At 67.4% G+C, this 13,758-nt stretch carries 10 protein-coding genes; 2 read left to right on the top strand and 8 right to left on the bottom strand.

Annotated elements, in window-relative coordinates; all coding sequences use genetic code 11:
* Window positions 1-11 precede the first annotated feature (11 nt).
* The 6 genes from AC5P99_RS01170 to AC5P99_RS01145 form a co-directional block, all read right to left on the bottom strand.
* Complete coding sequence (locus AC5P99_RS01170) at window positions 12-608, bottom strand: GNAT family N-acetyltransferase (RefSeq protein ID WP_099606033.1); 597 nt, start codon at window positions 606-608, stop codon at window positions 12-14.
* Complete coding sequence (locus AC5P99_RS01165) at window positions 601-3,726, bottom strand: efflux RND transporter permease subunit (protein WP_495212810.1); 3,126 nt, start codon at window positions 3,724-3,726, stop codon at window positions 601-603. Before AC5P99_RS01165 ends, AC5P99_RS01170 begins: the two co-directional genes overlap by 8 nt.
* Complete coding sequence (locus AC5P99_RS01160) at window positions 3,723-4,829, bottom strand: efflux RND transporter periplasmic adaptor subunit (protein WP_049448774.1); 1,107 nt, start codon at window positions 4,827-4,829, stop codon at window positions 3,723-3,725. Before AC5P99_RS01160 ends, AC5P99_RS01165 begins: the two co-directional genes overlap by 4 nt.
* A 274-nt stretch (window positions 4,830-5,103) precedes the next feature.
* The gene (locus tag AC5P99_RS01155) at window positions 5,104-7,167 is read right to left on the bottom strand and encodes a TonB-dependent copper receptor (RefSeq protein ID WP_495212809.1); all 2,064 of its coding nucleotides are present in this window, start codon (window positions 7,165-7,167) and stop codon (window positions 5,104-5,106) included.
* 71 nt (window positions 7,168-7,238) lie between these two features.
* On the bottom strand, window positions 7,239-7,670 hold the full coding sequence (locus AC5P99_RS01150) for a DUF2946 domain-containing protein (protein ID WP_495212808.1): 432 nt from the start codon (window positions 7,668-7,670) through the stop codon (window positions 7,239-7,241).
* Between the two features lie 683 nt (window positions 7,671-8,353).
* Window positions 8,354-9,337, bottom strand: coding sequence for a LysR family transcriptional regulator (locus AC5P99_RS01145; protein ID WP_049448764.1), 984 nt, complete (start codon window positions 9,335-9,337; stop codon window positions 8,354-8,356).
* A gap of 207 nt (window positions 9,338-9,544) precedes the next feature.
* Between AC5P99_RS01145 and cysK the strand changes: the two genes are divergently transcribed.
* On the top strand, window positions 9,545-10,504 hold the full coding sequence (gene cysK / locus AC5P99_RS01140; protein WP_005410829.1) for a cysteine synthase A: 960 nt from the start codon (window positions 9,545-9,547) through the stop codon (window positions 10,502-10,504).
* A 268-nt stretch (window positions 10,505-10,772) separates the two neighbouring features.
* Window positions 10,773-11,372 (top strand): O-acetyl-ADP-ribose deacetylase, encoded by a 600-nt coding sequence (locus AC5P99_RS01135; protein ID WP_049406609.1) that lies wholly within the window; start codon window positions 10,773-10,775, stop codon window positions 11,370-11,372.
* Between the two features lie 92 nt (window positions 11,373-11,464).
* Here the strand turns inward: AC5P99_RS01135 and AC5P99_RS01130 are convergent, their stop codons facing one another.
* Together AC5P99_RS01130 and AC5P99_RS01125 are read right to left on the bottom strand one after the other, a co-directional pair.
* A complete protein-coding gene (locus tag AC5P99_RS01130; RefSeq protein WP_033834920.1) occupies window positions 11,465-12,610 on the bottom strand; it encodes a hypothetical protein in 1,146 nt (381 codons plus the stop codon).
* Between the two features lie 129 nt (window positions 12,611-12,739).
* The gene (locus AC5P99_RS01125; protein WP_005410832.1) at window positions 12,740-13,744 is read right to left on the bottom strand and encodes a class I fructose-bisphosphate aldolase; all 1,005 of its coding nucleotides are present in this window, start codon (window positions 13,742-13,744) and stop codon (window positions 12,740-12,742) included.
* Between the last annotated feature and the right edge of the window lie 14 nt (window positions 13,745-13,758).

The raw sequence follows: 13,758 nt of genomic DNA, 5'->3' as shown, positions 1-13,758 counted from the left end.
TCCCCGGCTGCTCAGGGCAGCTGGGTGCGCACCCGGGCGAAGCGGCGCAGGTCGTGCAGGACGCCGCGCTTGTAGACCGCACAGCGCTCCACGCCCTCTTCCTGGAAGCCGTTCTTCTCCAGCACCCGGGCCGAGCCGAGGTTGAAGTCGACCACGGTAGCCTGCAGCCTGAACAGGCGCAGTTCGTCCATCACCCACGGTGCGAACAGGCCGACCACGCGGGTCATCACGCCCTGGCCCCAGTAGGCCTGGCCCAGCCAGTAACCCAGTTCGGCGGTATGCCCACGCTCGGCCACGCCCTGCTGGGCACCGACGCTGCCGCAGGCCTGGCCGTCGATCTCGATGGCCAGGTTCAGGGTTCCGGGGGCCAGCACGCGGCCGGCGAGGAAGGCCTCGCCATCCTCGCGCGTGTACGGGTACGGAAAGCGATCACGCAGGCCCCGCGATACCTCGGCGTCGTTTGCATGGCGCAGCAGGGATTCCAGGTCTTCCGGGCGCCAGGGGCGCAGGCGGAAACCTTCTCCCTGTAGTGGCGGGGTCAGAGCCCTTTCCGTTCCGGAAAGGGATCCGACCCCTGGTCCGACCCCGCCGGCAGGCCGGTCAGGCATGCCCGCCCACCGAGGGCGATTCGGCTTCCTGCTTCTCCAGCTCGCGCTTCACCGCTTCCGGCGAGCGGGTGTACGGGGCCAGCCGCGCGTAGAACGCCGGCACCACGAACAGCGACAGGAACGTCGAAAGAGTCACGCCGAAGATGATCACGATGCCGATCGTGCCACGGCTGGCCGAGCCGGGGCCACCGGCCACCACCAGCGGAATCGCGCCGACCACGGTGGCGATCGAGGTCATCAGGATCGGGCGCAGGCGCACCATCGCCGATTCGATGATCGCCTCGCGCACGGTTCTTCCGTCGTCGCGCAGCTGGTTGGCGAATTCGACGATGAGGATGCCGTTCTTCGCTGCCAGGCCGACCAGCATGACGATGCCGATCTGGCTGAACAGGTTCACCGTACCGCCGCTCACCCATAACCCGACCAAGGCACCGAGCACGCCCAGCGGCACGGTCAGCATGATGGTGAGCGGGTGGATGAAGCTCTCGAACTGCGCGGCCAGCACCAGGTAAACCACCAGCAGGGCCATGGCGAAGGTCAGCAGCACCGCGCCACCCGCACTCTGGTACTCGCGCGATTCGCCCTTCCAGTTCACCTGCGCGTACTGCGGCAGTTCCTCGCGGGCCACGTTCTGCGCCCAGGCGATGGCCTCGCCCAGCGGATAGCCCGGTGCCAGGCCGGCGGTGATGGTGATCGAGCGCAGGCGGTTGAAGCGGTTCAGCGTGCCCGCCTCGGCCACTTCACTGAGCGTGACCAGGTTGGACAGCGGCACCAGTTCGCCGGAGGTGGCACGCACACGGATCGCGGCCAGGTCGGCCGGGCTGGCACGGCCATCGCGACCGGCCTGCACCAGCACGTCGTACTCTTCGCCGTTGTCGACGAAGGTGGTGACGCGGCGCGAGCCCATCATGGTTTCCAGTGCCGAACCGATCGCGGTGACCGGCACGCCGAGATCCGCCGCACGCTGGCGGTCGATGTTCACCCGCATCTGCGGCCGGGTTTCCTTGTAGTCCGAATCCGGGCCGACCAGGCCCGGATTGTCGGCCATGCGCAGCAGGATGCGGTCACGCCACTGCGCGATCTCCGCGTATTCCGGGCCGCCCAGCACGATCTGGAATGGCTGGCCGCCACTGCGCACCAGCCCGCCGCCCACCTGCGTACGCACGCGCACGCCGCGGATGGTGTCCAGTTCCTTCTGCAGTGCGTTGGCCACGTCCGGCGTGGCCTCGCTGCGCTGGCGCCACGGCTGCAGGAAGATGCTGACGCGGCCGGTGTGCATTTCCTCGCTGGCACCGAAGCCGCCGGGCACGCGGGGGTTGGCACGCACGATCGGCTTGTCCGGGCCGACGTGAGGGGCCAGCAGCGCTTCCACCTGCTGTACCTGCTGCACGGTGTAGTCGTAGCCGGCGCCTTCCGGGCCGTCGATCATGATCTGGAACGAACCGCGGTCTTCGGCCGGCGCCAGCTCCGACGGCAGCAGTTTCAGCAGGCCCCAGCTGGCGGCCAGCGCGGCCACCATCACCAGCAGGTAGATCCAGGTGCGGTCCACGTGATGGTCGAGCACGCGACCATAGCCGGAGGCCAGGCGCTCCAGGTTGCGGTTGACGAAGCCATGCAGGCCGCGCGGTGCCTGCCCGGTGTGCGGCTTGAGCAGTTTGGAGGCCATCATCGGCGTCAGCGTCAGCGCCACGAACGCGGACAACGCAACCGCTGCCGCCAGCGCCACCGCCAGTTCGCGGAACAGGCGGCCGGTATTGCCTTCCAGGAAACCGACCGGCAGGAACACCGCCACCAGCACGGCGGTGGTGGCGATCACCGCGAAGGCGACCTGCGTGGTACCGCGCTTGGAGGCCACCAGCGGGGGCTCGCCCAGGTCGATGCGGCGCTGCACGTTTTCCACCACCACGATCGCATCGTCCACCACCAGGCCGATGCACAGCACCAGGGCCAGCAGGGTCAGCAGGTTGATCGAGAAATCGAACGCATACAGCGCGATGAACGCCGCGACCAGGCAGACCGGCACCGTCACCGCCGGGATCAACGCGGCGCGGAAACTGCCGAGGAACAGCCAGATCACCGCCAGCACCAGGATCATCGCTTCCACCAGCGTGGCATAGACGCGGTCCACCGCCGCTTCGATGAAGGTGGTGTTGTCGAAGGCGACGAAGATCTGCGTGCCCTTGGGCAGGGTCAGCGCAACCCGCTCGGCTTCAGCGCGCGCGGTACGCGCCACGTCCAGCGAGTTGGCAGTGGAGGTCTTGACGATGCCCAGGCCGATGCCCGGCTCGCCGTTGCTGCGGTAGTACGCGCGATGCTCGGCCGAAGCCAGTTCAATCTTCGCCACGTCGCCCATGCGCACCACGTAACCGTCGCGGCCCTTGCCCAGCGGGATGGTCGCAAAGTCCTCCGGCTTGATGTAGTTGCGCTCCACGCGCAGGGTGAAGTCACGGTCGGTCGACTCGATGCGGCCGGCCGGCAATTCCACGTTCTCGTTGCGCAGTGCGGTTTCCACATCGCCAGTGGTCAGCCCGCGCGCGGCCAGCTGGTCACGGTCCAGCCAGATGCGCATCGCATAGCGCTGGCGGCCACCGATGCGGACCTGGGCCACGCCATCGAGGCTGGAGAAACGATCGACCACGTAGCGGTCGGCGTAGTCGCTCAGCTCCAGCGTGTCCATGGTCGAGGACACCATGTTGAACCAGATGATCGGGTCGGCATCGCTCTCGACCTTGGCGATTTCCGGCGGACGCGCTTCTTCGGGCATGCGGTCGGCGACGCGGCTGACCGCATCGCGCACGTCATTGGCCGCCGCTTCGATATCGCGGTTGGAGGTGAACTCGATGCTGACCTGCGAGCGGCCGTTGGTGCTGCGCGCATTGATCGTATCGATGCCTTCGATGCCGGCCAGCGCATCTTCCAGTACCTGGGTGATGCGGCTTTCGATGACCGCCGCCGAGGCGCCGGTGTAGTCCACCGACACCGACACGATCGGCGGATCGATGGCGGGCAGTTCGCGCAGGGTCAGGCGGGTGAAGGACATCACGCCCAGCACCAGCAGCAACAGGCTCATCACCACGGCGAACACCGGCCGCTGGATGGAGATGTCGGACAGCTTCATCCGCCGTGGCCCTCGGCCGCGACCGGCGCCGGTGCATCCGCCGGCTTGGCACCGCTGGCCGGGGCCGCATCCTTGGCCGCGACCTTCAGGCCCGGGCGCAGCTTGCCGGTGCCATCGACCACGATGCGCTGGCCGGCTTCCAGGCCCTGCTTGATCTCAACCACGCCGGCACGGCGCGCACCGGTCACCACGTCCACGCGCTCGACGCTGTCGTCGCTCTTGATGCGGTACACGAACGTGTCGCGGCCCACCTGCACCACCGCGATTTCCGGCACCACCAGCGCCGGGCGCTCGGGGCGGAACAGGCGCACGTCCAGCAGCATGCCCGGGCGCAGCGCGTGGTCGCTGTTGGCGAAATCGCCGCGCACGGTCACCGCACGGGTCGCCGGGTCGATGCGTGCGTCGATGGTACTGACCACGCCCTCGAAGGTGCGGCCCGGCCACGCCACGCTGGTGGCGCTGACCTTGTCACCGACGCCCAGTGCGGCCAGTTCCACTTCCGGCACCTGGAAATCGATGTGCATGTGCTCGATGTCGTCGAGCGTGGCGATGACCGTGGTCGGAGTCACCAGCGAGCCCGGGCTGACCTGGCGGATGCCGAGCACGCCGGCGAAAGGTGCGCGTACACGGCGATCACCGATGTCGGCCTGCATCTGCATCACGCGCGCCTCGGCGGCATCACGGATCGACTTCTGCGTATCCAGCGTGGCGCTGGACACCAGCCGCTGGGAGGCCAGCTCGCGCTGGCGCTTGTACAACTGGTCGGCCTCGTGGAAGGTGGCCTGCGCCTGCACCAGCGCCGCTTCCTGGGCCTGCCCGCGCAGCGTCACGATCGGTGCGCCGGCGGCGATGTGCTGGCCGCTTTCGAAATGCACCTTCTCGACGATTTCGCTGACCTTGGCGGTGACGCTGATCGACTCGCGCGCCTTGGCCGTGCCCAGCGCCTGCAGGGTGTCGTTCCACTGCATGGGCTGCACCACCTGCGCCGTGACCGGCACTGCTTCGCCCTGCCGACGCGCGGCGGCCTCCTGTTTGCCTGCGCACCCGGCCAACACGGCCAGGCTGAGGCCAAGGGCCAGGGTCGAAGCGATACGAGCCAACATGAATGGTCCTGATTGATCCACGGCCGCCGAGTGTAGGCAAGGCCCCGCAAAAGCGGTATGTGCCAAGCGTTTACCATCGTGGAACCGAAGCCGTGATAGCGCCTTGAACCCGTTCCGTGCAAGGCTGCCCTTGGCGGTGTCGGCGTGTGTCGGGTTGTATCCAACCGTGCACCACGGGCGTTGCCATCGTAGAGTCGAAGCTGCCCGACAGAGGGCGTCGGGCGGGGCCGGATCCTGGCGGGGATCCGGCCCCGGTTTTTTTTCACCCGGCGGATCAGTACCGGTAGTTCACCTTCATCCACAGGCTGCGCCCGGGCTCGTTGATGCGCACCGGGTCGGCCGGGAAGCCGAAGTCGGCACTGCCGGCCAGGTTCAGGTGCTCGCTGTAGGCGCGGTCGAACAGGTTGTCGACGCCCGCGCTGAGCTGCAGCTGCGAACTGAAACGGTACGCGGCGTTGAGCGCGAACGTGGCGAAACCTGCACTCGGCCCGAGGTCCTGTGCGACCACGTTGCCCTGGCCCTCGGCCACGCGGTGCTGGTGGGTCACCGCACGCAGCAGTGCCCCGGCACTCCAGCGCTGGCCTTCCCAGTTCGCGCTCAGGCGTGCTTCCAGTGGTGGCATCTGCGGCAGCGGACCCTGCTGGTCGCGGTTCTCGCCCCAGGCATAGGCCAGCGTGCCGCCCAGCTTCCACTGCCCGGCCAGGCTCACTTCCAGGCCCGCCTCGGCACCGGCGATGCGCGCGTCGACATTGCGGGCCTGGCTCATGCCCATCATGCCGCTGCCGTGGTACGTGAACAGGGTGTAGTCCTGGATCTGCCCGGCGTACGCCGAAACCCACGCCTGCACGCGCGGTCCCTTGTACTGCAGGCCGACGTCGAGCTGGGTGGTGCGTTCGGGCTGCACGCCGGTGAACGCGTTCACTGCGCCGGCCGGGCCGTGGTTGGGCGAGAACAGCTCCCAGTAGTCGGGCATGCGTTCGCTGTGGCCGAGCCCGGCGTACCAGGTCATGCCGTCGGCCAGGTCCTGCTCGTAACGCAGGAAGCCACTGCCGAGCCATTCCTTGCGACGCTGGCCCGCAGTCGGATTGGGCATGTCGCCCATCATTCCGCGGAGCGACTGCCGCTCGTCGTGCACGCTGGCGCGATCGATGCGCAGGCCGCTGATCCAACGCTGATCGGTGCCGGCGCCGAGGGTCAACTCGGTGAACACGCCGTAGCGGCGGAACCTGGCATCGGTCTCCCAGGCGGCCTGGCGGTAGGTGTCGCGGCCCATGCCCATGCGGCCACGATGGCGGCTGTCTTCGCCGTCCACACCCGCCACCAGTTGCACGTCCTGCCAGCGCCACTCGGAACTGACCCGGCCGCCCTGGGTACGGCGGTCCACGTTCGACGCCATCGGCATCGGCATCATGCTGTTGGGATTCGGCGTGCGCAGCGTGTAGTTGTCCATCACGTGGTCGGCTTCGTTGTAGTACACGTTGGCCTGCAACGTGTCCCACGCACCGGGCAGGTTTCGTTTTTCGAAGCGCGCGGCATAGCTGGTGCGTTCGAACGCGGCACCGTCCATGCCGCGCCCGGCGTAACGCGCGATGGCATCGCCGGCACCGGCGGAAATCTCCAGCAGCGTGTCGGCATCCGGCGTCCAGCCGATGGCCACGTCACCGTTCCACTTGCGCCACTTCGACGGCACCACGTCACCGTGGCCATCCTTGTAGTCATCGGCCTCGGACCGGTTGCCGCTGGCGCGTACATAGCCGGTCGGATTGCCCAGGGTCAGGTCCAGCACCTGGTCATTGCGGTTGCGCGAGCCGACCAGCGCACTGGCATCGGCACGCAGGCCGGGTTCATCGAAGCGCGGCGTGTCGCGCTCGAAGCGCACGGTACCGGCCGAGGCACCTGCGCCCCAGCGCACGCTCTGCGGGCCCTTGATGATGGTCAACCGGTCGAAGCTTTCCGGCGCGATGTAGGACAGCGGATTGTCCATGCGCGACGGGCAGGCACCGATCAGGTTGCCGTCGTTGCTGAGGATGTTCAGGCGCGAACCGAACATGCCGCGCAGCACCGGGTCGCCGTTGGTGCCGCCATTGCGGATGGCAGAGAATCCGGGAACGGTTTTCAGGTAATCGGCACCATCACTGGCCGGCACCGGCTGCCGCGGCAGGCGTGGGTCGGTCACCCAGTGCAGCGGCGAGGACGGTGCGGCGGCGGTGACCACCATCGTATCGAGGGTACGCGCCTCTTCGGCAGGCGCAGCGTAGGCCAGTGACGTGGTCACGGCCAGGCCAAGGGCAACCGGCAGGCGCGCGCAGGCGCCCGCGGGGCGGGAAGTCATTTTCATCGGAACAGCTCCAAGGTACGCACGCGCGCACGGCGCCCGGTCAGGCGTCGTGCGGCAGATTCACGGGGATATCAGCGGACGATGGAGACGCGCGGTGGCCCGCGTGCGGCATGTGCGGGCCAGTGCGGTGCGGGCAGCACCTGTTGCGACCACGGGAACACCAGGCGCGGCCGCCACAGCAGCGGCAACAGCAGCACCAGCACCGCCAGCCATGGCAGCAGGCGCATGGCCAGTACACAGTATTCGCAGGCTTCGCCATGCATGGCGTGGGGATCGGCCGCGGGGCGGGGCACTGCCGGCGCGGCGCCGTGCTGATCGTGCCCGGCCATGGCCATGTCGTGCATGTCATGGCCCATGGCGGCGTGGTCCATGCCCGCCATTGCGGTGTGGTCCATCGGCGACACCTGCAGCGCGCGGCTGACCAGCGGCGCAAGCACCATCAGCAGCGTCGCCAGGATGGCGAGCTGGAGCAGAAGACGCTGCGGGCGGGACAGGCGGGTCACCCCGCTAGTGTAGAGGCGGGTCCTGGGTTACCCGTGCGACGAACCGTCGCAGGAGGGGTTTATCGGCAGGGCTGCGCCCTGCACCCGCTGCGAGCTGGAGCAACAGCAACAGCAACAGCAACAGCCGAAGCAAAAGCGGGCTTCCTGTGGGTAGGCGGGGTGGGTCCGGTTGCGGGAGACGCCGTAAACCCCGCTCCGCGGTCCGGCCCAGCCGCTGGCGGCTGTGCGTTCGGGCGCTTGCGAAGCAGTGCTTCGCAAGCAAAGCGCCCTCACCCATGGGGGCTTGGCCGCGGCATCCATGCCGCGGACACTCCCGCAACCGGACCCACCCCGCCTTCGACAGATCTCTGCGATCTGCAGTAGATCCACGCCATGCGTGGATGAATCTCCATCGGAATCGAATATTTCGAACTGGAATCGAAGAGCATCCACGCATGGCGTGGATCTATCGTGTCGACCAAGGTCGACACCTACCAACAGCCATCGGGATCTGTCAGAGGTGGGGCGGTGTCGGAGTGCGGGGTGTCAGCCGCATGGATGCGGCTGCCAAGCTTACAGGGACGTACTTGCAGCGTCCCCGCACTCCGACACCGCCCCGCCAACCCACGGAATGCCGCTTCTGCTGTTGCTGTTGCCTTTGTCCGCAGCAGGTGCAGGGCTGCAAGCCCTGCTCGACCAACCCCTCACACCGTGATGGTCTGGGTCAGTGACTCCCACGTCGGGGGCACCGGCCACGCGGCGGCCTGGTTGCCATCCAGCACCCTGCGCAGATCGCGCGGATCAATCTGCGGTGCCAGCACGTGCACCAGCTCCAGCGCGTAATCGCGCAGCACCCGGTCGCGCGGCAACACCGCCCAGGCAATGCACTCGCTGATCGGCTCCGGCGCCGGCCACGAGCGCAGGTCTTCGTCGTTGGAACTGACCGCCATCTCGGCCAGCAGGCCTACGCCCAGACCGGTACGCACATAGGTCTTGATCAGGTCCGCATCGAGCGCGGTCAGCGCCAGGTCCGGCGCCAGGCCGTTTGCAGCGAAGGCGCGCTGCAACGAGGAATTCGGGCGGGTCGAGGATTCGTAGCTGATCAGCGGCTGCCGGGCCAACGCGGCCAGGTCCGGTGCGCGGCCGGCGCGGTCCAGCGGGTGCCCCTTGGGTACCACCACCAGGCGTCGCCAGCGGAACAGCGGCACCGCGATGCCATCGGTGGGCTCACTGCCGGCGGTGCTGATGATCGCGATATCCGCGTCACCCTGGTTCAAGCGGTCCAGTGCGTCGGTTTCACCGGCCTGCTGCAGGTGCACGCTCACCTGGGGATAGGCCTGCTTGATCGCTGCCACCGCCGGCGGCAGCACGAAGCGCGCCTGCGTGTGGGTGGTGGTCAGGATCAGCTGGCCCTGGCTCTCGCGGCGCTGGTTGGCCGCGTAGGTGCGGATGTTGTTGGCCTCGGCCAGCACCGCGCGGGCGCGGGCGATGACCTCGGTGCCGGCCGGGGTGACCGACTCCAGGCTGCGGCCCTTGCGCACGAACAACAGGAAGCCGAGCTCGTCTTCCAGCTGCTTGAGCTGCTTGGACAGGCCGGGCTGGGTGGCGTGCACGCGCGAGGCGGCCAGCGTGATGTTCAGCTCGGCGTCGGCGATGGCGACCAGGTAGCGCAGCTGGGTCAGCGTCATGGGAGGCGGGCGGCGTGGGGCGGAGGTCCACTCTAGGGTCAATTGCCGTCACCAGCTTATAACCAAAGGTTGTTTAAGAAAGGTATCTGGTCATTTCCGGGCGTCATATGCCGGCGCTACGGTCAGCCGGCAGCCGCTGGCCTGAACAGCCAGCCCTCCCCTTCTGCCCGCCGGCGTCCGGCGCGGCCCTGTTTCCGGAGCGCTTCCATGGCCCTGTACGACTCCATCCTCGACACCGTCGGTAATACCCCCATCGTCAAGCTGCAGCGCCTGGCGCCGCCGCAGGTCAGCGTCTACGCCAAGGTCGAGTCGTTCAACCCGGGCGGCTCGGTCAAGGACCGCCTGGCGCTGGCGATCATCCTCGACGCCGAAGCGCGTGGCCTGCTCAAGCCGGGCGACACCATCGTCGAAGCCACTTCTGGCAACACCGGCGTGGCGCTGGCGATGGTCGCCGCCGCGCGCGGCTACAAGTTCGTGGCGACCATGGTCGAGACCTTCTCGGTGGAGCGCCGCAAGCTGATGCGCGCCTATGGCGCCAAGGTGATCCTGACCCCGGCCGCCGAACGCGGCAGCGGCATGGTGCGCAAGGCGCGCGAACTGGCCGAGCAGCACGGCTGGTTCCTGGCCAGCCAGTTCGCCAACCCGGCCAATCCGGCGTATCACCGCAACACCACCGCCGCCGAGATCCTGCGCGACTTCGCCGGCAAGCGGCTGGACTACTTCGTCAGCGGCTGGGGCACGGGCGGCACGCTCACCGGCGTGGGCGAAGTGCTGAAGGTCGCGCGTCCGCAGACCCGCATCATCGCCACCGAGCCAGCCGGCGCCGCACTGCTGAAGGGCGATGACTGGAAGCCGCACAAGATCCAGGGCTGGACCCCGGACTTCGTGCCCGACGTGCTCAACCGTGATGTGGTGGATGAACTGCTGACGGTGGAAGATGACCGCGCGATCGCCACCGCGCGCCGACTGGCCGCCGAGGAAGGCATCTTCGTCGGCATCTCCGCCGGCGCTACCGTGGCCAGCGCACTGGACGTGGCCGCACGTGCCGAACCGGGTTCAGTGATTCTGGCGATGCTGCCGGACACCGGTGAACGCTACTTCTCCACGCCGCTGTTTGCCGACGTGAATGAGGGTTCCGACGACGACTGGTTGGCCGGCCTGCCGTGACACCCGGGGGTCAGAGCCTCTTGCATCCGGAAAAGGATCCGACCCCATCCTGTTACATGCCCGGGGGCGGATCCCTTTTCCGCAGGGAAAGGGCTCCGACCCCCTTCTGCTTCAGCCTGCATGAAGGCGTCGCCCGCCATCGTGCGTGAAGGCCGTCGGATCGCAGCGCGTGAGACGGTCATGACGCAGTATCGATGCCCTGTCCCCTACCGTGGGAACAGCCGGCGCAGATGCTGCGCGGATCACCTCACAGGCAGGAGACGGACGCATGAAGATCGAAGTTTGGCAGGGCGACATCACGACCCTGGCGGTGGATGCGATCGTCAACGCGGCCAATGAAACGCTGCTCGGTGGTGGCGGTGTCGACGGCGCGATCCATCGTGCGGCCGGGCCCGCGTTGCTGGCCGAATGCGCGCAGCTGCCGGAGCTGCGCCCGGGCGTACGTTGCCCGACCGGCGAAGTGCGCGCCACCAGTGCTTACGCTTTGCCTGCACGCTACGTACTGCACACGGTGGGCCCGGTCTGGCACGACGGCCAGCGCGATGAACCGGCGTTGCTCGCCAACTGCTACTGGAAGTCGCTGCAGCTGGCCGAATCGCTGGGCGTGCAGTCGATCGCATTCCCAGCCATCAGCTGCGGCGTATACGGCTATCCGCTGTACCAGGCCGCGCAGATCGCAGTGACCGAAACACTGGCCTGGCAGCGCAGCCACGCGCAACCGATGCGCATCGTGCTGGTGGCGTTCAATACCGCTACGGCCAAGGCCTACCAGCAGGCGTTGAGTGCCGCCGGGCAAAGCGCCGACAGCGAACCGCGCGGGTCGATGCTGCCGCCCTTGGGTGACGCGGGTTTTGCCGCCGCGCATTGAATCGCGACGCAGCGTGGAAAGGAAAAGGCCGGGCATTGCCCGGCCTTCTCAGTTGCACCGTTGATGTCATCCACGCGTGGCGTGGATCACGCTCAACGACTGGCAGCTTCCACCGCAGCGGCGTCATCGGCCACGGCGGCTGCAGCGTCGGCAGCGGCACGTGCAGCCGATGCGGCAGCACCCTCGGCGCTGGCTCCTTCCACCTGCACGCGCACCTCGACCATGCCTGCGCCATTGTTCAGGCTGGACACGTCGACGGTGTAATGACCGGCCGGCAGAGTCTCTTCCAGGCGCGAGTTGGTACCGTTGCCACCGTCGTCGTCGGTCAGCTCGACATCGCCACCGACCACGCGCAGCACGGTATCGACCTGGCTGGAAATCGCATCCAGGCGCACGTCGGCCGGCCGGTCCAGGGTCAGCAGGAAGCGGCGACGGCCTTCGTTGTCCAGCATGGTGTACACGCTGCCCGACTTCGGCAGGGCGGTGCCATCGCGCTCGACCAGATTCCCCGGCAGTTCGATGCGGGAGGCAGACAGGGTGAACATGCCATTGACACCGCTGCCGAGGCCACGCGCGGTCAGGGTGTACTTGCCCGGCTTCAGCGACAGGGTCAGCCGCGAGTTGGTGCTGTCGTTGCCATCGTCGTTTTCGGCTTCAACGCCCTGGCCCGACAGCTTCAGCACCGGATCGAAGACATCCGACACCAGGCGGATTTCGTACAGGCCGGCCTTGTCCACCTGCAGGGTGTAGTCCTGCGAATCACTGGCCAGCATGTCCACGATTTCGCCACTGCCCGCCAACGGCTTGCCGTCGTAAGGTTTCAGCTTCTCGGCTCGCAGGCGATACGGACCAAAGGCGGTCGGGCCATCGGCATTGACCGCCACCTGGTAGGTGCCGCCGCCATTGGCACGGAACGCCAGCGAGACGTCGCCTTCGCGTTCGTAACCGGTGTTGCTGGTGGAAACAAGACTGCCGTTGTTGAAAACGGCGATCGAGCCGCTGAGGGCACCAGTAAGTTTCAGGCCGACCAGATCCTTGTCTTCCAGCTTGATCTGGTAGAGCTGGTGATGGCTGCCATCATTGAAGTTGATGCCGCTGCGCGAGGTGATCTCGCCGGACACCGGCTTGTCGAAATCGAGCGACGCTGCCTTGCCTGCCTCTGCGCCGCCGCCGATACGGTTGCACCCGCCGGCGACCAGGACCGTGGCTACGGCCAGTGTGATTGCTGCCAAACGCATGTTGTTTCTCCTTGGCCTTCCATGTGGTTCCCGCGTACCGGCCGGGCACGCGGGGGCGGAAAAGATACCCGCAAAAGCAAACGCCGGCGTGATGCCGGCGCTGCCTTGTTCATCCAGCGATGGGACGGATCAGCCGTTCCACTTGCCCAGCGCAGCCAGGCCGTTGTCCTTGGCACGCTCGTACACGGTCTTCTGGGCGGCTGCGTAGTTGCCCTTCATGTCCTTGGCCCACAGCTTCAGCGCGGCCTGCTGCATGGCGCGGCCGTAGGAGAAGCTCAGCGGCCACGGCAGGTTGCCCAGCTGGTTCATCGCGTTCAGGTGCTCGGTGGACTGCTCGTCGCTCTGGCCACCGGACAGGAACACCACGCCCGGCAGGATGGCCGGCACGGTGCTCTTCAGGCACATCACGGTCGACTCGGCCACTTCCTCGACGTCGGCCTGCTCATCGCAGTTCTTGCCGGAGATGACCATGGACGCCTTCAGGATGGTGCCTTCCAGCAGCACGTTCTGCTGGTACAGCGCGTCGAACAGCGAACGCAGGGTGGCTTCGGTGACTTCGTAGCAGGTCTCGATGTCGTGGTCGCCGTCCATGATCACTTCCGGCTCGACCATCGGCACCAGGCCGCATTCCTGGCACAGGGCCGCATAACGGGCCAGCGCATGGGCGTTGGACTCGATGCAGGTGCCCGACGGAATGCTCTCGCCGATGTTGATGACCGCACGCCACTTGGCGAAGCGCGCACCCAGCTTGTAGTACTCCTGCAGGCGCTCGCGCAGGCCGTCCAGGCCTTCGGTGACCAGCTCGCCCGGGCAGCCGGCCAGCGGGTGCGCACCCTTGTCCACCTTGATGCCCGGAATCATGCCGTGGTCGGCCATGTACTTGGCGAACGGCACGCCGTCCCTGGTCGACTGGCGGATGGTTTCGTCGTACAGGATGGCGCCGGAAATGTGCTCGTTGAGCTTCGGCGTGGTCAGCAGCAGCTCGCGGTAGGCACGACGGTTCTCCTCGGTGTTCTCGATACCGACGCCGGCGAAACGCTTGGCGATGGTAGCGGTGGATTCGTCGATCGCGATGATGCCCTTGCCCGGGGCGACCATGGCCTGGGCGGTTTCGGCCAGCTGTTCGATGCTCATGTATTTCCTGTGGC

The sequence above is a fragment of the Stenotrophomonas sp. YJH_SMC_80 genome (genome assembly GCF_059372495.1).
Note: the sequence above shows the minus strand (reverse complement) of the source record. Positions and strands in the feature narration are given on the sequence as shown.